General features: G+C 71.8%; 19 protein-coding genes and 1 pseudogene. 14 read left to right on the top strand and 6 right to left on the bottom strand.

Features of this window, described 5'->3' with window-relative positions; genetic code table 11:
- Positions 1–1,107: a DUF5937 family protein gene (locus ACZ64A_RS36035; RefSeq protein WP_469816156.1), complete on the bottom strand. Its 1,107-nt coding sequence runs from the start codon at positions 1,105–1,107 to the stop codon at positions 1–3.
- Positions 1,108–1,287: 180 nt separating this feature from the next.
- On the opposite strand from ACZ64A_RS36035, the gene ACZ64A_RS36030 reads away from it, so the two are divergent.
- Entirely contained in the window at positions 1,288–1,536 is a 249-nt protein-coding gene (locus tag ACZ64A_RS36030; protein WP_469816155.1) for a hypothetical protein, read from the top strand.
- Here ACZ64A_RS36030 and ACZ64A_RS36025 read toward each other — a convergent pair.
- A complete protein-coding gene (locus ACZ64A_RS36025) occupies positions 1,508–2,731 on the bottom strand; it encodes a threonine aldolase family protein (RefSeq protein ID WP_469816154.1) in 1,224 nt (407 codons plus the stop codon). The genes ACZ64A_RS36030 and ACZ64A_RS36025 overlap by 29 nt on opposite strands.
- A 279-nt stretch (positions 2,732–3,010) precedes the next feature.
- On the opposite strand from ACZ64A_RS36025, the gene ACZ64A_RS36020 reads away from it, so the two are divergent.
- The 10 genes from ACZ64A_RS36020 (at position 3,011) to ACZ64A_RS35975 (ending at position 11,605) form a co-directional block, all read left to right on the top strand.
- Positions 3,011–3,949, top strand: coding sequence for a Rossmann-like and DUF2520 domain-containing protein (locus ACZ64A_RS36020; RefSeq protein ID WP_469816153.1), 939 nt, complete (start codon positions 3,011–3,013; stop codon positions 3,947–3,949).
- On the top strand, positions 3,946–4,938 hold the full coding sequence (gene panC, locus ACZ64A_RS36015; protein ID WP_469816152.1) for a pantoate--beta-alanine ligase: 993 nt from the start codon (positions 3,946–3,948) through the stop codon (positions 4,936–4,938). The genes ACZ64A_RS36020 and panC overlap by 4 nt, the downstream gene beginning before the upstream one ends.
- The gene (locus tag ACZ64A_RS36010; protein WP_469816151.1) at positions 4,935–6,668 is read left to right on the top strand and encodes an L-aspartate oxidase; all 1,734 of its coding nucleotides are present in this window, start codon (positions 4,935–4,937) and stop codon (positions 6,666–6,668) included. The genes panC and ACZ64A_RS36010 overlap by 4 nt, the downstream gene beginning before the upstream one ends.
- Positions 6,669–6,673: 5 nt before the next feature.
- Complete coding sequence (gene nadC, locus ACZ64A_RS36005) at positions 6,674–7,651, top strand: carboxylating nicotinate-nucleotide diphosphorylase (RefSeq protein ID WP_469816150.1); 978 nt, start codon at positions 6,674–6,676, stop codon at positions 7,649–7,651.
- Between the two features lie 9 nt (positions 7,652–7,660).
- The gene (locus ACZ64A_RS36000) at positions 7,661–8,458 is read left to right on the top strand and encodes a type III pantothenate kinase (protein WP_469816149.1); all 798 of its coding nucleotides are present in this window, start codon (positions 7,661–7,663) and stop codon (positions 8,456–8,458) included.
- A gap of 396 nt (positions 8,459–8,854) precedes the next feature.
- Complete coding sequence (locus tag ACZ64A_RS35995) at positions 8,855–9,508, top strand: hypothetical protein (RefSeq protein WP_469816261.1); 654 nt, start codon at positions 8,855–8,857, stop codon at positions 9,506–9,508.
- Between the two features lie 102 nt (positions 9,509–9,610).
- The gene (locus tag ACZ64A_RS35990; RefSeq protein WP_361633739.1) at positions 9,611–9,790 is read left to right on the top strand and encodes a hypothetical protein; all 180 of its coding nucleotides are present in this window, start codon (positions 9,611–9,613) and stop codon (positions 9,788–9,790) included.
- A 208-nt stretch (positions 9,791–9,998) separates the two neighbouring features.
- Positions 9,999–10,475 (top strand): BlaI/MecI/CopY family transcriptional regulator, encoded by a 477-nt coding sequence (locus ACZ64A_RS35985; protein WP_469816148.1) that lies wholly within the window; start codon positions 9,999–10,001, stop codon positions 10,473–10,475.
- A gap of 9 nt (positions 10,476–10,484) precedes the next feature.
- A complete protein-coding gene (locus ACZ64A_RS35980) occupies positions 10,485–11,018 on the top strand; it encodes an amino-acid N-acetyltransferase (protein WP_469816147.1) in 534 nt (177 codons plus the stop codon).
- A 251-nt stretch (positions 11,019–11,269) separates the two neighbouring features.
- A complete protein-coding gene (locus ACZ64A_RS35975) occupies positions 11,270–11,605 on the top strand; it encodes a histone-like nucleoid-structuring protein Lsr2 (protein WP_363266463.1) in 336 nt (111 codons plus the stop codon).
- Here ACZ64A_RS35975 and ACZ64A_RS35970 read toward each other — a convergent pair.
- Complete coding sequence (locus ACZ64A_RS35970; RefSeq protein ID WP_469816146.1) at positions 11,584–12,459, bottom strand: SCO3374 family protein; 876 nt, start codon at positions 12,457–12,459, stop codon at positions 11,584–11,586. The two genes, ACZ64A_RS35975 and ACZ64A_RS35970, sit on opposite strands and share 22 nt — an antisense overlap.
- A 430-nt stretch (positions 12,460–12,889) precedes the next feature.
- Here ACZ64A_RS35970 and ACZ64A_RS35965 point away from each other — a divergent pair, with 430 nt between their 5' ends.
- Positions 12,890–15,415: an ATP-dependent Clp protease ATP-binding subunit gene (locus ACZ64A_RS35965; protein ID WP_469816145.1), complete on the top strand. Its 2,526-nt coding sequence runs from the start codon at positions 12,890–12,892 to the stop codon at positions 15,413–15,415.
- A 94-nt stretch (positions 15,416–15,509) separates the two neighbouring features.
- On the opposite strand, the pseudogene ACZ64A_RS35960 reads toward ACZ64A_RS35965, so the two are convergent.
- Positions 15,510–16,173 (bottom strand): annotated as a pseudogene (locus ACZ64A_RS35960) (HAD family acid phosphatase).
- A gap of 438 nt (positions 16,174–16,611) precedes the next feature.
- Here ACZ64A_RS35960 and ACZ64A_RS35955 point away from each other — a divergent pair.
- Entirely contained in the window at positions 16,612–17,334 is a 723-nt protein-coding gene (locus ACZ64A_RS35955; RefSeq protein ID WP_469816144.1) for a M23 family metallopeptidase, read from the top strand.
- A 28-nt stretch (positions 17,335–17,362) separates the two neighbouring features.
- Here the strand turns inward: ACZ64A_RS35955 and ACZ64A_RS35950 are convergent, their stop codons facing one another.
- The gene (locus ACZ64A_RS35950) at positions 17,363–17,950 is read right to left on the bottom strand and encodes a TetR/AcrR family transcriptional regulator (RefSeq protein WP_469816143.1); all 588 of its coding nucleotides are present in this window, start codon (positions 17,948–17,950) and stop codon (positions 17,363–17,365) included.
- A gap of 154 nt (positions 17,951–18,104) precedes the next feature.
- Here ACZ64A_RS35950 and ACZ64A_RS35945 point away from each other — a divergent pair, with 154 nt between their 5' ends.
- Positions 18,105–19,676, top strand: coding sequence for an MDR family MFS transporter (locus ACZ64A_RS35945; RefSeq protein WP_469816142.1), 1,572 nt, complete (start codon positions 18,105–18,107; stop codon positions 19,674–19,676).
- Between the two features lie 96 nt (positions 19,677–19,772).
- Here the strand turns inward: ACZ64A_RS35945 and cseC are convergent, their stop codons facing one another.
- A complete protein-coding gene (gene cseC / locus ACZ64A_RS35940; RefSeq protein ID WP_469816141.1) occupies positions 19,773–21,116 on the bottom strand; it encodes a two-component system sensor histidine kinase CseC in 1,344 nt (447 codons plus the stop codon).
- Positions 21,117–21,128 lie beyond the last annotated feature (12 nt).

The following is a 21,128-nucleotide window of genomic DNA, read 5'->3' as shown; positions in this document are numbered from 1 at the left end:
CTAGCGAAGGATTCCCTCCAGGAAGTCGCTGCCGAGCCGGGCCACCATCGTCACGTCCAGCTGGTGCAGGACGTAGCGGCCGCGCCGGCGGGTGGTGATCAGGCCCGCCTTCTTCAGCACGCCGAGGTGCCGGGATATCTCGGGCGGAGACATGCCGTGCACGCGCGCCAGCTCCCCCGTGGTGTACGCGCTGCGGGCGAGGTGGCGGCAGATGCGCATGCGCACCGGGTGGGACAGGGCGGTCATCCGCAGGGTGAGCTCCTCGACCGACGTGGGCGCGGTCAGGTCGGGGGAGCCGACGGGGTAGTGCAGCAGGGGCTGCCAGCCCGCTCGGTGCAGGACGTTCAGATGCGGCCAGCCGAGGCTGGTCGGGACGAGCAGCAGGCCGCCGCCCGCGGTGATCGTGAGGGCCTGGGCCAGCTTGTCCACGACGATGTGCCCGCGCTCCTCGTCGAGGCTCGTCGCGGGCGAGACCGCGGCCAGGGCCTCCGCGAGACCCTTGCGCCGCAGCAGATCCGTCTTGTGCCGGGCGTCGGCGGCCAGTTGGTGGCGCAGCCGCGCCCAGACGTCGGCGAAGAAGGCCTCCTCGCAGTCCTCCAGGAAGCGACGCAACCACGCCCGCACACTGGGCGGGTCGTCCAGCAGCCGCCGGGTGAAACGCACCTGCCGCGGCCCGCGGGAGGCGGCCACCTCCAGAGCCCGGCAGCGCACCGCCGGATCGTCCAGGATTCCTTCCTGCGGCGCGGCGGTCGCGGGGGTGCAGGTGAACTCAAGGGCGGCATCGACGAACTGCGCGTCGGTCAGTTTGTCCAGCAGGTCGAGGTCCTCGGCGAGCGTGGCCCCGGGCAGGGTGCTGCGGCCCGGGATGCCGGCGAAGGGCTGGAACAGGTCGGAGAACGTCGTCCGCCACAGGAAGTCCGCCTCGCACATCCGGTCGGCCAGATGCGGGTCGAGGCGGGCCGTCACCCCGGTCACCCAACCCTGCAGGCCCGGATGGTGCCCCGGTTCGGACAGCGCGTGCAGCGCCATGCCGAGCTCGGCCAGGGCGGAGGGCACGACGGCCACCTGCTCCAACCGCAACTCCGTGATGTCGATGCGCACGCTCATGTCCCCATCGTGCACCTCACCACTGACAGCGCCCTCGCCGATTGACGGCAGCCGTCAATCGGCGGGACGTGCGCGGCGGACCGGGCGCAGGCTGAGGACACCGGGGGCAGCCGCGGAGCCTTCCGGACCCTTCCCGAACTCCATCTCCCCGCACATCACGTCCCGAAGAGGCGATCCGCCATGAGCATCACCCAGCAGTACCTCCTCGACGCCCACCGCGCCCGGCAGCACGGCGAGGCGGCCCCGCCCGCGCCGGGCACCGGCGAGTGGCAGCTGGTGCGCGAGCTGCGGGACTACGGCCGGTTCCGCGCGGTGCTCGCCGGGCGCCCGGCCCGCGGACGGCTGCGGTCGCGTCTGCGCCGGCGTCCCGGCCTGCGGCTGTGGCTGCGGCGCGCGGGCGTCAGCCGGCGAGCGCACGCACGCGTGTGACGAAGTCGGCCACCGCGGCGCGCACGTCGGCCTCGCTCCACTCCAGGCCGGCGGCGCGCACCGTGACCTCGGTGCGCGACAGCCCAGGACCGGCCTCCTCCCACGGGCTCTGGAAGAGCAGCGCCTTCGTCTCCTCGCCCTGGCGCACCGCCGCCTCGGACAGCAACCGCGGGTCGTAGGGCAGCCAGACCTGGAACTGGTGGGTGTGCGGCACCTCGGGGTGCACGCGCGCCCAGGGCAGGCCGGACGCGGCGAATCCCTCGCGCAGCGCGGCGGCGATCACGCGCGCGTGTGCCACGTACTCCGGCAGCCGGGGCAGCTCCCACTCGAGACCGGCCAGCGCGGACAGCACGGTAGGGAACTGCTGCAGGACCATGCCGCCGTACCGGTGGCGCCAGGTCTTCGCGTCCTCCACCAGCGTCGCGGGCCCGGCGAGGGCGGCGCCGCCGAACCCGTCGAGGGACTTGTAGAACGACACGTACACGCTGTCCGCCAGGCCGGCGATCTCCGTCAGCGGGCGGCCGAGGTGGGCCGTGGCCTCCCACAGGCGTGCGCCGTCGATGTGCACCACCGCGTCGCGTTCGCGTGCCGCCTCCACGACCTCGGTGAGCTCTTCCCAGGACGGCAGCACGAATCCGGCGTCGCGCAGGGGCAGCTCCAGCATCAGCGCCCCGAACGGCTCCGGGAAGGCGCGTACCTCCGCGGCCGTCGGCATCCGCGGCTCGCTCGTCACGGGGACCGTGCGCAAGCCGCTGACCACGGTGAACGCTCCACCCTCGTGCACCTGGGGGTGGGCCAGCGCGTGCAGGGCGACGGTGGGGTTGCCGGTGCGCGCCGCCCAGCAGCGCAGGGCGACCTGCTGCGCCATCGTGCCGGTCGGGAAGAACGCGGCCGCCTCGGTGCCGAGCAGCTCCGCGACCCGGGCCTCCAGGGTCTCGACGATGCCGTCGCCGTATTGGTCGGGCCGGTCGTCGAGGTCGTGCAGCTGTGCCGCGCGCTCGAGGAACGCCAGGCGCTCCCGCAGGGTGGCCAGATAGCCGGGGCGTGAGAGCACTCGTTGCGCGCCCCGGTGTGCGACAAGGCGCCGGTCGCGCATCTGCCGGCGCCACCCGTCGGCCGCCGCCTCGTCCGTCTGCGGCGCCGGAGCGCCCGTCCCGCCGGCCCGCTGTCCGTCCTGCTCCGCCACATCGCTCATGCGCGCGATCATGCCGTGCGCCGGACAAGGCGGGCACCCGCATTTCCCGGCCGCTGCTCCCGCCTGCGCTCCCGCCTCCGCTCTCACCTGTGCTCCGGCCTGCGCTCCTTCCCGCCGGGGCCCTCCTCGGCGTGGCCGCGACCCCCGCGCGGCGAGTCCCGGCGGGGCGTGGCGTAACCCACAGCCTGTGGACGAACGGACGTCTTCCGACCCGATAGCGTTAACATGACGAGAAATCGTCCGGTACCCGGAGCGGACTGGAACGGAAGGCCCCGCAGCGTGAGTACAAGCCAGCAGCCAGATCCCAGGGACCGCCCCGCGCGGCTCACCGTCGGCGTCGTCGGCGCCGGGCGCGTGGGCCCCGCGCTCGCCGCCTCCCTCCAGCTCGCCGGGCACCGCCCGGTCGCCGTCTCCGGGGTCTCCGACGCCTCCCGCCGGCGCGCCGCGCTCCTGCTGCCCGACGTCCCCCTCGTCCCGCCCGCCGAGGTCCTCCAGCGCGCCGACCTGGTGCTGCTCACCGTCCCCGACGACACCCTGCCCGGCCTCGTCGCCGGCCTCGCCGAGACCGGCGCCGTCCGGCCCGGCCAGCTGCTCGTGCACACCTCCGGGCGGTACGGCGCCAAGGTGCTCGACCCGGCCCTGCGCGCGGGCGCGCTGCCGCTGGCCCTGCACCCGGCGATGACGTTCACCGGCACGCCCGTGGACGTGCAGCGCCTGGCCGGCTGCTCGTTCGGTGTCACCGCGCCCGAGGAGCTGCGGCTGGCCGCCGAGGCCCTGGTGATCGAGATGGGCGGCGAACCGGAGTGGATCGCCGAGGAGAGGCGCCCGCTGTACCACGCGGCGCTCGCCCTGGGCGCCAACCACCTGGTCACCCTGGTCGCCCAGTCCATGGAGCTGCTGCGCGAGGCCGGCGTCGAGGCCCCCGACCGGATGCTCGGCCCGCTGCTGGGCGCCGCCCTCGACAACGCCCTGCGCTCCGGTGACGCCGCACTGACCGGCCCCGTCGCCCGCGGCGACGCCGGCACGGTCGCCGCGCACGTCGAAGAGCTGCGCAAGCACGCGCCGCAGACCGTCGCCGGATATCTGGCGATGGCCCGCGCCACCGCCGACCGGGCGCTCGCCCACGGACTGCTCAAGCCGGAACTCGCGCAGGACCTCCTCGGGGTACTCGCCACCGGGACCGACGGGATCGACGGCACCGAAGGGGACGCCCGATGACCACCACTCTGCTGCGCACCGCCGACGAACTCCACGCACGCACGCGTGCCGGCCGACGCGCCGTCGTGATGACCATGGGCGCCCTGCACGAGGGCCACGCCACGCTGATCCGCACCGCGCGCGTGATCGCCGGCGCCGACGGCGAGGTCGTCGTCACCGTCTTCGTCAACCCGCTGCAGTTCGGCAAGGGCGAGGACCTCGACCGCTACCCGCGCACCCTGGACGCCGACCTCAAGATCGCCGAGCAGGCGGGCGCGGACGCCGTCTTCGCGCCGTCCGTCGACGAGGTCTACCCGGGCGGCGAGCCGCAGGTCCGCATCACCGCCGGTCCCATGGGCGAGCGGCTGGAGGGCGCCTCGCGCCCCGGCCACTTCGACGGCATGCTCACCGTCGTCGCCAAGCTGCTGCACCTCACCCGCCCCGACGTCGCCCTGTACGGCCAGAAGGACGCCCAGCAGCTCGCGCTGATCCGGCGCATGGTCCGCGACCTGAACTTCGGCGTCGAGATCGTCGGCGTGCCCACCGTCCGCGAGGACGACGGGCTGGCCCTGTCCAGCCGCAACCGCTACCTGTCCCCGCAGGAACGGCGCACCGCGCTCGCCCTGTCCCGCGCGCTGTTCGCCGGCCGCGACCGGCACGCCGCCCAGGAGGCGTTGCGCGCACGCGCGCGTGAGGTGCCCGCCACGCACGCGCGTGCCGAGGCCCTCAGCGCCCTCGGCGAGTCCCGCGCCGCCGCCGACGCGCACGCCGTGGCGACCGTCGCCCCCGGCGGGCCCGCGGCCGTACGTGCCGCCGCGCGGGCCGTCCTCGACGAGGCCGCCCGCCTGGACCCGCCGCTCGAACTGGACTACCTCGCGCTCGTCGACCCGTCCGACTTCACCGAGATCGAGGACGACTTCACCGGCGAGGCCGTCCTCGCCGTCGCCGCCCGGGTCGGCGCGACCCGGCTGATCGACAACCTTCCTCTCACCTTCGGAGCCGCCTCGTGACCAGCACAGGCATACGACTGCACGCGCCCGCCCCCGGGTGGTCCATCGCCGCGGACGTGGTGGTCGTCGGCTCCGGCGTCGCCGGCCTGACCGCGGCCCTGCGCTGCGAGGCCGCCGGCCTGAACACCGTCGTCGTCACCAAGGCCCGCCTCGACGACGGCTCCACCCGCTGGGCGCAGGGCGGCATCGCCGCCGCCCTGGGCGAGGGCGACACCCCCGAACAGCACCTCGAGGACACCCTCGTCGCCGGTGCCGGCCTGTGCGACGAGGAGGCCGTGCGCGTCCTGGTCACCGAGGGCCCCGACGCCGTACGGCGGCTCATCGCGACCGGCGCCCACTTCGACGAGTCCGACGAGGGCGACCTCCAGCTCACCCGCGAGGGAGGCCACCACCGGCGCCGTATCGCCCACGCGGGCGGCGACGCGACCGGCGCCGAGGTCTCCCGGGCCCTTGTCGAGGCCGTACGCGCGCGGGGGATGCGCACCATCGAGAACGCGCTGGTGCTCGACCTGCTCACCGACGCCGACGGTCGCACCGCGGGCGTCACCCTGCACGTGATGGGCGAGGGCCAGCACGACGGCGTGGGCGCCGTGCACGCCCCCGCGGTCGTCCTCGCCACCGGCGGCATGGGCCAGGTGTTCTCCGCGACCACCAACCCGTCCGTGTCCACGGGCGACGGGGTGGCGCTCGCCCTGCGCGCGGGCGCGGAGATCTCCGACCTGGAGTTCATGCAGTTCCACCCGACCGTGCTCTTCCTCGGGCCCGAGGCCGAGGGCCAGCAGCCGCTGGTCTCGGAGGCGGTGCGCGGCGAGGGCGCCCACCTGGTCGACGCCGACGGCGTGCGCTTCATGGTCGGGCAGCACGAACTGGCCGAGCTGGCGCCGCGCGACATCGTCGCCAAGGGCATCCTGCGCCGCATGCTGGAGCAGGACGCCGAGCACATGTTCCTCGACGCCCGGCACTTCGGCGCCGAGATGTGGGAGCAGCGCTTCCCGACCATCCTCGCCGCCTGCCGCGCCCACGGCATCGACCCCGTCCACGAGCCCATCCCGATCGCCCCGGCCGCCCACCACGCCTCCGGCGGCGTGCGCACCGACTCCCACGGCCGCACCACCGTCCCGGGCCTGTACGCGTGCGGCGAGGTCGCCTGCACCGGCGTGCACGGCGCGAACCGGCTCGCCTCCAACTCCCTGCTGGAGGGCCTCGTCTACGCCGAGCGGATCGCCGACGACATCGCCGGCGGTCTCGCCGCGAGCGGCCTGCACACGCGCGTGCCCGAGCCGGTGCCGTACCCGGACACGCCCGCGCACCCGCTGCTCGCCCCCGAGAGCCGGTTCGCGATCCAGCGGATCATGACCGAGGGCGCCGGCGTGATGCGCTCCGCCGACTCCCTCGGCACGGCCGCCGGCGAGCTGCAGCGGCTGCACACCGAGGCCCATGACGCGCTGGAGGACAACGGCAAGACCGCCGAGCCCGGCGTCGACACCTGGGAGGCCACCAACCTCCTGTGCGTGGCCCGCGTCCTGGTCGCCGCCGCCCTGCAGCGCGAGGAGACCCGCGGCGGCCACTGGCGCGAGGACCACACCGAGCGCGACGACGCCCACTGGCGCCGCCACATCGTCGTACGGCTGAACCCGGACTGCACCCTGGCCGTGCGGACCACCGACACCGCCGACTTCCCCCCGACCCGCCCCGAGGCCCCCGCGGCCCGGCGTCCCCAGGAGCAGTGACCCAAGTGACCGATCAGGACCTTCCCCTCGCCTCGAACGGCGGCTGCGGCGACGGCTGCGCCTGCGGCGCGGACACCGACGAGGAGTACCTGGAGTGCGGGCTCGACCCCGCGCTCGCCGAGCTCCTCGCCGACGCCGGACTCGATCCGGTGGAGGTCGAGGACATCGCCAACGTCGCCATCCAGGAGGACCTGGACGGCGGTGTGGACGTGACGACGGTCGCGACGATCCCCGAGGACGCCGTCGCCACGGCGGACTTCACCGCGCGTGAGGCGGGTGTCGTCGCCGGCCTGCGGGTCGCCGAGGCGGTGCTCTCGGTGGTGTGCACCGACGAGTTCGAGGTCGAGCGCCACGTCGAGGACGGTGACCGCGTCGAGGCCGGACAGAAGCTGCTGTCGGTGACCACGCGCACGCGTGACCTGCTCACCGCCGAGCGCAGCGCCCTGAACATCCTGTGCCGCCTGTCCGGCATCGCCACCGCCACGCGCGCGTGGGCGGACGTGCTGGAGGGCACGAAGACACGCGTGCGTGACACCCGCAAGACGACGCCGGGCCTGCGCTCGCTGGAGAAGTTCGCGGTGCGCTGCGGCGGCGGGGTCAACCACCGCATGTCGCTGTCCGACGCGGCCCTCGTCAAGGACAACCACGTCGTCGCCGCGGGCGGCGTCGCCCAGGCCTTCAAGGCCGTACGGGAGGCCTTCCCGGAGGTGCCGATCGAGGTCGAGGTCGACACGCTGCACCAGCTGCGCGAGGTCGTGGAGGCCGGCGCCGATCTGATCCTGCTGGACAACTTCACGCCGACCGAGTGCGCCGAGGCCGTCGGTGTCGTCGGCGGGCGGGCGCTGCTGGAGGCGTCGGGCCGGCTGACGCTCGACACCGCGCGCGCGTACGCCGAGACCGGCGTGGACTTCCTCGCCGTGGGCGCCCTCACCCACTCCTCGCCGATCCTCGACATCGGCCTGGACCTGCGCGAGGCGGAGTAGGGACCGGCCATGCTGCTGACGATCGACGTAGGCAACACGCACACCGTCCTCGGGCTGTTCGACGGGGAGGAGATCGTCGAGCACTGGCGCATCTCCACCGACGCCCGCCGTACCGCCGACGAGCTGGCGGTCCTCCTCCAGGGCCTGATGGGCATGCACCCGCTGCTCGGCGACGACCTCGGCGACGGCATCGACGGCATCGCCATCTGCGCGACCGTCCCGTCGGTGCTGCACGAGCTGCGCGAGGTCACCCGCCGCTACTACGGCGACGTGCCCGCGGTCCTCGTCGAACCCGGCGTGAAGACGGGCGTGCCGATCCTCTTCGACAACCCCAAGGAGGTCGGCGCCGACCGCATCATCAACGCGGTCGCGGCGAACGAGCTGTACGGCGGCCCGGCGATCGTCGTCGACTTCGGCACGGCGACCACGTTCGACGCGGTCTCCGCGCGCGGGGAGTACGTCGGCGGGGTCATCGCACCCGGCATCGAGATCTCCGTCGAGGCGCTCGGCGTGCGGGCCGCGATGCTGCGCAAGATCGAGGTCGCCCGCCCCCGCAGCGTCATCGGCAAGAACACCGTCGAGGCCATGCAGGCCGGCATCGTCTACGGCTTCGCCGGGCAGGTCGACGGCGTCGTCAGCCGCATGGCCCGCGAGCTCGCCGACGACCCCGAGGAGGTCACCGTCATCGCGACGGGCGGCCTGGCCCCGATGGTCCTCGGCGAGTCCTCGGTGATCGACGAGCACGAGCCATGGCTGACGCTGATCGGCCTGCGCATGGTCTACGAACGGAACGTGTCCCGCACGTGAGCCGTGAGCCGGGCTCTCCGGGACGGTGATGCCGCCGGGGGCGCTTCGGCCCCCGCGGCGCTGAGGGCGCTCCGGCGCCCGGGGCCGTCGGGCAGGCGGCGGTGACGCCGGGAGGCGACCATGGGGCCGCTGCCGGCCCCTGCGGCCCCTCCGGAAGCTCCCCGGCCGGGGAGCCCACCGGCACCCCGCCACCCGCGTGCCCGCCGCTCGGAAGCCCCGCGGGGCCGGTGTCGGCGGGCCGGTGTTCCCGGGTCAGCCCCCGCGTGGGGCTGCCCGTGTGGCGTCCGGGCCGTCCACCCGGGTGGCTCGGTACGCCACGCCCCGGCGATGTGTCTGGTTTGTCTGATTAGCGCGTATGGTCGCCGCATGCCCACGCCATACGGATCCCGCGGCGGCATGGCGTTCGGCGTGGAGGAGCTGCGTGTGCTCCGCCGCGCTCTCGCCCTCGCCCTGAACCCCGCCCCCGCCCCGGCCGAGGACGTCCAGGACTGTCTCCGCCTCGCCGAGTCCGTCGACGAGGCGATGCGCGAGGGCGCCCGGCTGCGGGCCTTCCTCGTGGCCGACCTCGGCCGCTACCGCGCCGCGCTCCCGGGCACCGCCGCCGGCTACCTCGCCCTGCTCGACGAGGCACTGGCTGCCGGGTACCGGCCGGACGTCGACGACCTGGCCGCCCTGCGCGCCCTGCGCGGCAGCCCCGTGGCGTCCGCCCTGCTCGACCGCTGCCGGACCATGGCCGAGCAGGACGTGCGGGCCCGCCTGGCGCGCGGCACGGCGGCTCGCGGGGCCACCGCGACGGCCGTAGTGCCCGCCTGCCGCACCCGCCTGCTCGCGCTGCCGGGCGGCCGCACGGCGGCCGACGACCGCCCCGCGGACGGGGACGGCGACAAGCAGGAGAAGCGGCCCGCGCAGAAGCCGTCGCCCGCCACCCAGCCGTCCCCCTCGGGCCCCGCCCCGGACCGCCGCCCCATCCCGACCCCCGGCGAGGTCTTCCCCCGCCGCAAGCCCGCTCCCTCGCCCGGCAAGCCGCCCCAGCAGCTGGTGGCCGGCTGACGCCTCCGGTCTTACGCCGGCTGGTTGATCCCTCCGGGCGGGGGCGGCCGAATCGTCCGACCCCGCCCGAAATCCGCACGCGCGCGTGGCTACTCTGGAGCCATGGACTACGTCTCCGCGCTCCTGCCCCCGGTCGTGATGGCCGTGTTCTTCATCGGCGTGATCCGGGTGATCGTCAAGACCCAGGGCGGCGCCAACAAGGCCAAGGAGGACGCGGCCGTCGACGCTGCCCTCGCGCGCGCGGAGGGCGCCCGCCAGGCTTCCGCCGCCGGCGACGCCTGACGACAGCCCGATGGCCGTCCGCCGGTAGCGCTACGCCGGCGGCCGTCCCACGCGCCGAGCGGCCCGCAGCCGCGCCCCGGCGCCCTCACCGGCGTACGACCCCCCACGCAGCCTCCGTTGCCGAGTCGTACGCCCTTTTTGTTCGTGTTTGCGGCCGAAAGCGCACGTCCGGCACGCCAATGACGAGATGTCCCACTATTGTCGAGCTGTGCCTCGCCCATTGGGAGAACTCGAAGACGCGGTCATGACGCGGGTGTGGAAGTGGAACCGCCCCGTCACGGTTCGAGAAGTCCTGGAAGATCTGCAACAGGAACGGTCGATCGCCTACACCACGGTCATGACCGTTTTGGACAATCTCCATCAGAAGGGCTGGGTGCGCCGCGAAGCGGAAGGCCGGGCCTATCGATATGAGGCGGTCTCCACACGAGCCGCCTACGCCGCCGCCCTGATGAACGACGCATGGGCGCAGAGCGACAACCCCGCCGCCGCTCTCGTCGCCTTCTTCGGCATGATGAGCGACGAACAACGGCAGGCCTTGCGGGACGCCCTGCGCATCATCCGGGACGCCGGCGAGGAACCCGTCCCCGAAACAACGGCGGCCGCCGAAGGCGCGGAAGGCGCCGGCCGGAACCCCGCCGATGCACAGGAGAACCCCGACTCGGCAACGCGGGGCGGCGGGCGATAGCGTCCCGTCATGTCCGCACGAAGCCCGGAACCCACCGCTAAAGCCATCACCGTCCGGCGGGCGCGCACCAGCGATGTCCCCGCCGTGCGCCGACTCCTCGACGCCTACGCCCGTGACGGCATCCTGCTCGACAAAGCGATGGTGACCCTTTACGAGGACATCCAGGAGTTCTGGGTCGCGGAACGCGACGACAACGCCGAGGTGGTCGGCTGCGGCGCCCTGCACGTGATGTGGGAAGACCTCGCGGAAGTCCGCACTCTCGCCGTGAAGCCCGGCCTGAAGGGGGCGGGCGTCGGCCACCAGGTGCTGGAGAAGTTGCTGCAGACCGCCCGCTGGCTCGGGGTTCGCCGCGTATTCTGTCTGACCTTCGAAGTCGACTTCTTCGGCAAGCACGGCTTCGTGGAGATCGGCGAGACACCGGTCGACCGCGATGTGTACGCGGAGCTCCTGCGTTCCTATGACGAGGGTGTCGCGGAGTTCCTCGGTCTCGAACGAGTGAAACCGAACACCCTGGGCAACAGCCGGATGCTTCTGCATCTGTGATCGCCGGGCAACGGGCAAGCGTGTCAACGCCTATTCGGCGCGACGGCAGGCTGCCCCGGTTCCCTATGTCCGAAACGCACATGTTTCCGTCCCGGAGCGGGAGCAGCGGTCTCCGCCAGGGGTTTGTGTTTTTCCGGCAAAAGCGGTTTGCTTTCCGACGTACTGCCGTACTGCATATAACAGGGGCGGTGGCGAAACGGGCGGACGCCACGCTCCCCGACCCCTCAGCGTTTTCGATGAAAGGAAATCCGGTGGCACAGAAGGTTCAGGTCCTTCTTGTCGACGACCTCGACGGCGGCGAGGCAGACGAGACCGTGACGTTCGCGCTGGACGGGAAGACGTACGAGATCGATCTCACGACCGCCAATGCGGACAAGCTGCGCGGCCTTCTCGAGCCGTACGTGAAGAATGGGCGTCGTACCGGAGGCCGTGCGTCGGGCGGTCGCGGAAAGGCGCGTGCCGCTTCGGGCGGTACGCAGGACACCGCCGCGATCCGCGCCTGGGCCAAGGAGAACGGTTACGAGGTCAATGACCGCGGCCGCGTTCCCGCGTCCATTCGCGAGGCCTACGAGAAGGCCAACGGCTGAGCGCACGCGCGCCGCAGGCGGATCCGGTGGCACTGCGTGGCCACCGTGTCCACCACGCGTACGAGATCGGGGGCGCCCGCACGGCCCCCCAGCGCCGACATCGTCGGCAGCGAGGACTCGGCCTCGCTCCCCGGAACGGGGGGCCGCAGCCATACGGCGGCCCCCTGCGAAGCGGTCCGGCGGCCGAACCCGGCCTCCCGTGCGCCGACGGCCCCGGCTCCGGGCGTCCACGCGCCGGCCGGTGTGCGCGCCACGGCCGCCGCTTCCCGCCCTGTTCCGGCCGGCGCCCGCGCTCCGGTGACGCCTGAAGCCTCCGGCCCGTCCGGCGGCCCCTCCGTTCCCTCCGGCGGCCTCCCCGGCCTCTCCGGCCCTTTGGGTCCGGCCGTGGCCGGCTGTGCCGCCACGCGCGTGGTCCACTGCCCGGCCGGCTCGGCCGGCGACTCACCCGTCCGCAGTCCGCGCGGCTCCCCGTGCGAAGGCGCCGGCAGGGGAGCCTCCAGCGTGCTGCCGGGGCCGAGGACCTCGAGGTCCAGGGACGCGGCGAGCGGGCCCCACTCCAGCCACTCCAGCAGGCCGGGAAGCTCCTCCGCGCTGCCCGGGGCCAGCAGGAGCCGCATCCGCCCGCCGTACAGGGCCACGGGTGACGCGGGCGCCAGATGGCGCAGTGCCGCCCGTCCCGCCTCGGCCGGGACCTCCAGGACGTCGAAGCACGGGCCCACGGAAAGTCGTACCGGCTCCCCGGGCACCACCGGCCAGCCCAGTTCGTTCTCGTACCAGTGCCGGAGCGGATGGGCCCGCTCGGGCGACCGCCGGGGGAAGGGGACCGTGGGCCATGGGGGGACTGCGCCAGCCATGCCAAGTGCAACAGCCGGAAACCCGTGCGGGTTACGCTGAGTGCTCCGATGTGTGCGAAGAGTTCCGCCCTGGGGGGCGCGCGGAGGTGCCGGGAGGCGCAAGGTTGTTCGCCCGTAGCGGAGGGAAGCCGTGCACGCGGCATGGACTGTCCGTCGCAGCGGGTAAGACATGCCTAGTGGGAGGGGGCGACACGCGGCCCGGCACGTCTCCCGTTCGCCATCGGCGTACTGGCGACTGGGGTAACTGCCTGGCCTGCGGGAACATCGTCTCGCACCATCGGGTTGGAGCAGATGTCGGCGTTCGGGGTCAGGAGGCCATCGACGGTGTCGGCAGTTGGAATGAGCGGTCCCCGCTTGCGGGACTAAGCTGCGGAAGGACAGGGAGGGGAAGTTCCCCCCACTGCCTGACCGCTCTGAGGAGCGATTAACGATGTTCGAGAGGTTCACCGACCGCGCGCGGCGGGTTGTCGTCCTGGCTCAGGAAGAAGCCCGGATGCTCAACCACAACTACATCGGCACCGAGCACATCCTCCTGGGCCTGATCCACGAGGGTGAGGGTGTCGCCGCCAAGGCCCTTGAGAGCCTCGGGATTTCGCTCGAGGCGGTCCGCCAGCAGGTGGAGGAGATCATCGGCCAGGGCCAGCAGGCGCCGTCCGGCCACATCCCCTTCACCCCCCGTGCCAAGAAGGTCCTGGAGCTCTCGCTCCGCGAGGCCCTTCAGCTGGGCCACAACTACATCGGCACGGAGCACATCCTGCTCGGCCTGATCCGTGAGGGCGAGGGCGTGGCCGCCCAGGTCCTGGTCAAGCTGGGCGCTGATCTGAACCGCGTGCGGCAGCAGGTGATCCAGCTGCTCTCCGGTTACCAGGGCAAGGAGACCGCCGCAGCCGGCGGCCCTGCCGAGGGCACCCCCTCGACGTCCCTGGTCCTCGACCAGTTCGGCCGGAACCTCACCCAGGCCGCTCGTGAGTCCAAGCTCGACCCGGTCATCGGGCGCGAGAAGGAGATCGAGCGGGTCATGCAGGTGCTGTCCCGCCGCACCAAGAACAACCCGGTGCTGATCGGTGAGCCCGGCGTCGGCAAGACCGCCGTCGTCGAGGGCCTCGCCCAGGCCATCGTCAAGGGCGAGGTGCCCGAGACCCTCAAGGACAAGCACCTCTACACCCTGGACCTCGGCGCACTGGTCGCCGGCTCCCGCTACCGCGGTGACTTCGAGGAGCGCCTGAAGAAGGTGCTCAAGGAGATCCGCACCCGCGGCGACATCATCCTGTTCATCGACGAGCTGCACACGCTGGTCGGTGCGGGTGCCGCCGAGGGCGCCATCGACGCGGCCTCCATCCTGAAGCCGATGCTGGCCCGCGGTGAGCTGCAGACCATCGGTGCGACCACGCTGGACGAGTACCGCAAGCACCTGGAGAAGGACGCGGCCCTCGAGCGCCGCTTCCAGCCCATCCAGGTCGCCGAGCCGTCCCTGCCGCACACGATCGAGATCCTCAAGGGCCTGCGGGACCGGTACGAGGCGCACCACCGCGTCTCCATCACCGACGAGGCGCTGGTCCAGGCCGCCACCCTGGCCGACCGCTACATCTCCGACCGCTTCCTGCCGGACAAGGCGATCGACCTGATCGACGAGGCCGGCTCGCGGATGCGCATCCGCCGGATGACCGCTCCGCCGGACCTGCGCGAGTTCGACGAGAAGATCGCGGGTGTCCGCCGCGACAAGGAGTCCGCGATCGACTCCCAGGACTTCGAGAAGGCGGCCTCTCTCCGCGACAAGGAGAAGCAGCTGCTGGCGGCGAAGGCCAAGCGGGAGAAGGAGTGGAAGGCCGGCGACATGGACGTCGTCGCGGAGGTCGACGGCGAGCTGATCGCCGAGGTCCTCGCCACGGCCACCGGCATCCCGGTCTTCAAGCTGACCGAGGAGGAGTCCAGCCGCCTGCTCCGCATGGAGGAGGAGCTGCACAAGCGGGTCATCGGCCAGAACGACGCCGTCAAGGCGCTGTCGAAGGCGATCCGCCGTACGCGTGCCGGTCTGAAGGACCCCAAGCGTCCGGGTGGCTCGTTCATCTTCGCCGGCCCCTCCGGTGTCGGTAAGACCGAGCTGTCCAAGGCCCTCGCCGAGTTCCTCTTCGGTGACGAGGACGCGCTGATCTCCCTCGACATGTCGGAGTTCAGCGAGAAGCACACGGTGTCGCGTCTCTTCGGTTCGCCCCCCGGTTACGTGGGCTACGAGGAGGGCGGCCAGCTGACGGAGAAGGTGCGCCGCAAGCCGTTCTCGGTCGTCCTCTTCGACGAGGTCGAGAAGGCCCACCCGGACATCTTCAACTCGCTGCTGCAGATCCTGGAGGACGGTCGCCTGACCGACTCCCAGGGCCGGGTCGTGGACTTCAAGAACACGGTCATCATCATGACGACCAACCTCGGCACCCGGGACATCTCCAAGGGCTTCAACCTGGGCTTCGCCGCCGCGGGTGACACGAAGACCAACTACGAGCGCATGAAGAACAAGGTCTCGGACGAGCTGAAGCAGCACTTCCGTCCCGAGTTCCTCAACCGCGTCGACGACGTGGTCGTCTTCCCGCAGCTGACCCAGGACGACATCCTGCGGATCGTCGACCTGATGATCGGCAAGGTGGACGAGCGCCTCAAGGACCGGGACATGGGCATCGAGCTGTCCCAGGCCGCCAAGGAACTGCTGTCCAAGAAGGGCTACGACCCCGTGATGGGCGCGCGGCCGCTGCGCCGCACGATCCAGCGGGAGATCGAGGACTCGCTGTCGGAGAAGATCCTCTTCGGCGAGGTGCGCCCCGGTCAGATCGTGGTCGTGGACACCGAGGGCGAGGGCGACGACAAGACCTTCACCTTCCGCGGTGAGGAGAAGTCGGCGCTGCCCGACGTCCCGCCGATCGAGCAGGCGGCCGGCGGTGCCGGGCCGAACCTGAGCAAGGACGCGTAAGCGCCGCGCTCTTCCTGCGCCGGAGAACGAAAGGGAGCTGCCCCGGGACTCACGTCCCGGGGCAGCTCCCTTTTTCGGTGCCCGCTGCCGTCCGTCAGGACAGCTGTCCGTCGTAGTCCGGCAGCTTGAACGTCTTCTCGGCGTGGCCGCCGGAGATATCCGTGGCGCTGTTGCCGATGTTCGCGATGATCGTGTAGCCCTGGTTCTCGATCTGGGCGCGCTGCGCGGTCTTGTAGGCGGCGACGTCCTTGAACAGGTCGAACAGGCCGCGCACGCGCAGGCCCGCGACGTCATAGCCGTCGTACTCCAGGTTGAACTCGGTGGGCGCGTAGAGGATGCCGGGGCGGGCCGTGACGAAGAAGAGCGAGACGCCGTGCTCCTGGGCGTAGCGGGCCACCTGGAGGACCGGCTGGTTGGCCGGCTGGGGGGAAGTGGAAGCCGAAGTCGGTCTCCAGGGTCGTGTTGTCGATGTCGAGGACGATCGCCTGGCGCTCGCCCGGCCGGGCGGCGGCGATCCGCTGCTGCAGATATGGCAGCGCCTGGTCCATCACGCTCCGGCAGTCGCGCTGCCAGGTGGCGTAGTCGACGGCTCCGGCCGTCGCCGCGCCGGCCGTGGCGGAGGCCGTGCCGGCCGCGGTGACGGCCGAGGGGGCGGCGGCCGGTTCGGCGGCGTGCGCGGGGGTGGCCAGGGCCGTCAGGGCGGCCGCGGAGACGGCGGCCGTCGAGGTCCGGCGCAGCCAGGCGCGTCTGATCGTCATGGGGGGGTTCCTCTCCCGTCCGTACACACGGTGGTGTCGTGTGCATGCTCTTTGGTGAGGGTGGCGCGGGAGGAACCGTAGGGTTACCGACTGGTAAGTGGCTAGAGGTCTGCGCCACATTCGTGGGGGCGTCCGCGCGGCGCTCCGGTGACGTGCCGCACGCGACCTGCGTCACGTACGAGGCGGAATAGTGGTCCGGGGAGATCCCCAAAAGGGACTTTCAATCCGGAAACACCCTGCTTCTGGGGTTCATCTGGGTGCTTTGCCCGAAATAAGACGTACGCCAGGTGTCGAAGGTTTTGTGTTGGACTACTAGTTGTCGTCGTAGATCACACATTTGAGCTGATGTGGGCCGGGGGGTTACCAAGGATGAGCCCATCCGGCCGGATGTCCGTGCGTCGGGTGGCTTTTCTCTGTCCCCGGCTTCACGAGGTTCACATGTCCCAGCGCGTCACGTCCCGTCCGTCCCGTACGTCCACCCTTCGCACCCGCGCCGCCGTGCTGGCCGCCGGTCTCGGGATCTCGGTCGCACTGGGAGCCGGGGTCGCGGCCGCCGCCGACGCCACGTCCGCCTCCACCACCGCCACTGCCACCGCGGTCGAGGCGCAGGCCGCCGCGCAGGCCAAGGCCGCGCAGGCCGCGAAGACCGCCGCGGCCGCCAAGGCCAAGGCCGTTGCCGCCGCCCAGCAGGCCGCCGCGAAGAAGGCTGCCGCGCAGAAGGCCGCCGCGAAGAAGAAGGCCGCCTCCTGGGTCCACCCGGTGGAGCACTACACGCTGTCCGCGAGCTTCAACCAGGCCGGCGGCATGTGGTCCCACCGCCACTCCGGCCAGGACTTCGCGGTGCCGCTCGGCACCAACGTCGTCGCCGCCCACGGCGGCACGGTCGTCAAGGCCGGCCCGAACGGCGCCGGTGACGGCCCCGCCTACGGCAACGCCATCGTCATCCGGCACGGCAACGGCACGTACTCCCAGTACGCCCACCTGTCCCGCATCGACGTGAAGATCGGCCAGGTCGTGGCCACCGGCCAGCACATCGCCAAGTCCGGCAACACCGGCAACTCCAGCGGCCCGCACCTGCACTTCGAGATCCGCAAGACGCCGAACTACGGCTCCGCGATCAACCCGGTCGCCTTCCTGCGGTCCAAGGGTGTGTCCGTCTGACCCACCGCCGCCCCACGGGGGCGGACGCTCAGGCCCCCTTGTGGGCCTGAGCCACCAGATCGAACGCGACCTCGAGGGTGGCCCTGCGCTTCTCCTCGGGGTCGCCTTCGACGTCCTGCAGGACGAACATCCCGGCGTGCAGCGTGAACAACGCGCTGATGCAGCGGACCTTGTCGACCAGGTCGGCGTCCGGGTCGACGAGGATGTCCCGCAGCCCGAGCATGCGCTCCTTGAACATCTCGCCGATGCGCAGCTCCCGTACCGTCGCCTGGTTCTCCTGCATGAAGCGGAAGAGCGGGGCCGCCCCGGTCAGGGCCTCGCTGTAGCGGCGAACGATCTCCTGTTTGGTCTCGAGGGTGTGCGGCTGCTGCCGGCCCCACTCGATCAGGTCCTCGATCGGCCTGGACAGATCCTCGAAGATGCTGACGAGGATCTCTTCCTTGGTCTTGAAGTGGTAGTACAGCGCCGCCTTGGTGACGTCCAGGCTCTCGGCGATCTCCCGCAGGGAGGTCTTCTCGTAGCCCTGCTCGGCGAAGAGGTCGAGCGCGACGTCCTGGATGCGCTGGCGGGTATTCCCGCGACGCTGCTGCTTGGTGCCGTCCATGGTGACGTCCATCCTCGTCCTCCTAGGGCTTCCCCGGAAACTTACCTGCCGCCCGGCTGGTAAAACTTACTTGACGACCGGCTAGTTGCGGGGCTACCTTCCCAGTGTAAGGACAACTAGCCGGTCGGCAAGTAAGTAGTAGCACCAGCTGGGGGAAGTAGGGACGATGGCCGCCACAGAAACAGTCGAGACCGACACGGGCAAACGCCCGAGGAGTGTACGAGTCGTTCTGCTCGCGCTCATGATCACCATGATGCTCGCGATGCTGGACAACATGATCGTCGGGACCGCGATGCCGACGATCGTCGGTGAGCTGGGCGGTCTCGAGCACCTCTCCTGGGTCGTCACCGCCTACACCCTCGCCACCGCCGCCTCCACCCCGCTCTGGGGCAAGATCGGAGACATGTACGGGCGCAAGGGCTCGTTCATGGCCTCGATCGTGATCTTCCTGGTGGGCTCCGCGCTCAGCGGCATGGCGCAGGACATGGGCCAGCTGATCGGCTTCCGGGCCGTGCAGGGCCTCGGCGCCGGTGGTCTGATGGTCGGCGTCATGGCGATCATCGGCGACCTGATCCCGCCGCGTGAGCGCGGCAAGTACCAGGGCATGATGGCCGGCGTCATGGCGCTGGCGATGATCGGCGGCCCGCTGGTCGGAGGCACCATCACCGACCACTGGGGCTGGCGCTGGGCCTTCTACATCAATCTGCCGCTCGGTGTCGTCGCGCTCGGCCTGATCAGCGTGGTGCTGCACCTGCCGAAGAAGCGGGCCAAGTCCCGCATCGACTACCTGGGCGCCGGGCTGCTCACCGTCGGCATCACCGCGATCGTCCTGGTCACCACCTGGGGCGGCACGGAGTACGCCTGGACCTCCGCGCGGATCATGGAACTGATCGGCATCGGCGTCGTCGCGCTGATCGGGTTCGTCTTCTGGCAGACCAAGGCCGCCGAGCCGGTCGTGCCGCTGCACATCTTCCGCAGCCGCAACTTCACGCTGATGTCGGTCATCGGCTTCATCACCGGTTTCGCGATGTTCGGCGCCACGCTGTTCCTGCCGCTGTACCAGCAGGCCGTGCAGGGGGCGTCCGCCACGAACTCCGGGCTGCTGCTGCTGCCGATGCTCGGCGCGATGCTCGTCACCTCGATGGTGGCCGGGCGGGTCACGACCAACAGCGGGCGGTACAAGGCCTTCCCGATCGTCGGCGGTGTGCTGATGGTCGTCGGGCTGTACCTGCTGTCGACGATGGACACGGACACGACGCGGTTCACGTCCGGGCTCTACATGGCCGTGCTCGGCCTCGGCATGGGCTGCCTGATGCAGATCACCATGCTGGTCGCGCAGAACAGCGTGGAGATGAAGGACATGGGCGTCGCGTCCTCCTCCACCACCCTGTTCCGTACGCTCGGTTCCTCGTTCGGTGTCGCGATCATGGGTGCGCTGTTCAACCACCGGGTCCAGGACGTGATGGCCGAGAAGGCCGGGGCGCTGGGATCGAAGATCACGGAGAAGTCCGCGCAGCTCGATGCGGCGAGCCTGGCGAAGCTGCCGGCCGCGGCGCGGGAGGCGTACCAGCACGCGGTGTCCTCCGGGACGCATGCGGCGTTCCTGCTCGGTGCGGTGGTCGCCGTCGTCGTGCTGGTGTCGGCGGTGTTCGTCAAGGAGGTGCCGCTGCGGGGGGCCGGGCCTCAGGCGGGCGGTGCGGAGGCCGCCGCGCAGACGGCGGTGGTCGAGACGGTGTGACGCCGTCGGTTCGATGCGGGGCGCTCGCCGGTTGGCGGGCGCCCTCGCTGTTTCCCGGGGTTCCGGCGGGGACTGGCCGGGCCAGGGCCGGCCGGGCTACGGGAGTATGGGGTAGCTGCCCGTGTTCGTGGGGGCGTGTTCCGGCAGCCAGAGGACCGCTACCGCACCCTCGGACGGTATGTGGGGTGGGGCGCCTGCGGGGCGGATGTTGCGGAAGGTGAGGCGGGCGCCGAGGACGCGGGCCTGACCGGCGGCGATGGTGAGTCCCAGTCCGTGGCCGTGGCCCGCGCGGTCGGTGCTGCCGGTGCGGAAGCGGCTCGGTCCCTCGGCGAGGATGTCCTCGGGGAAGCCGGGGCCATGGTCGCGGACCCGGATGACCCGCCCCTCCACGGTGACCTCGATGGGCGGCTTGCCGTGCCGGGCCGCGTTGGCCAGGAGGTTGAACAGCACGCGCTCCAGCCGGCGCGGGTCGGTGGTGACCTCCGACTCGTGGACGACCCGGACCTCGATCTCCGGGTCCTTGACGGTCACCCGGCGGGCGACGAACTCACCCAGCAGGATGTCCTGCAGTTCCGCCCGCTCCGAGGCGCCGTCCAGGCGGGCGACCTCCAGGACGTCCTCCACCAGGGTGCGCATCGCCTTCGCCCGGTCCAGCACCAGCTCGGTCGGGCGGCCGGGCGGCAGCAGCTCGGCCGCCGTGAGCAGCCCGGTCACCGGCGTGCGCAGTTCGTGCGCGATGTCGGCGGTCACCCGGCGTTCGGCCTCCAGTCGCTGCTGGAGGGCGTCCGCCATGGCGTCCACCGCGCTCGCCAGGTCGTCGGTCTCGTCGCGGACGATCCCGCCGATGGCGTCCCGCACGCGGACGTCCCGCTCGCCATGGGCCACCTGGTTCGCGGCGGCCGCCGCCTTGCGCAGCCGGCGTGACAGCTGCCCGCCGATGAGTACACCGAGGGCGCTGCCGCCCAGAACGACGGCGATGGAGCCGATGACGAGGGCCTGGTCGAGGTCGCGCAGGATGTCCGTGCTGCGGTCGGTGAAGTGGGTGTGCAGCGAGAGGATGCGGCCGTCCTTCGCCGGGGTGGCGGCCCAGATGTCGGGCGGGTGGCCCCGGTGGTCGGAGACATAGGTCGCCACCCGGTTGGCCAGGACGCGCTCACGCAGCGGTGCGGGCAGGCCGGCGTCGTTGATCGCTACGCCGGGGAAGTTCGCCCGGTGGGTCAGGTCGTAGTTCCGCTGGGCGATCTTGATCCGCTCCACGGCCAGATCGCGGGCGTTGTCCAGCATCGACACCCGTGCCGCGTTGTGCACGACCAGGCTCAGCACGATCGCCACCAGCGCGCCGACCAGCGCGATGGCGGCGCTGAGCTTCCATCTCAGCCCCGTCCGGACACCCGCCCGCTCCAGGTGCTCCGGAAGCAGGCTTCGCATGATCCCCCGCATGCCGGGCCCCGC

This window comes from Streptomyces sp. NPDC104814 (assembly GCF_055583185.1).
This window is presented reverse-complemented; position numbering and strand designations above follow the sequence as displayed.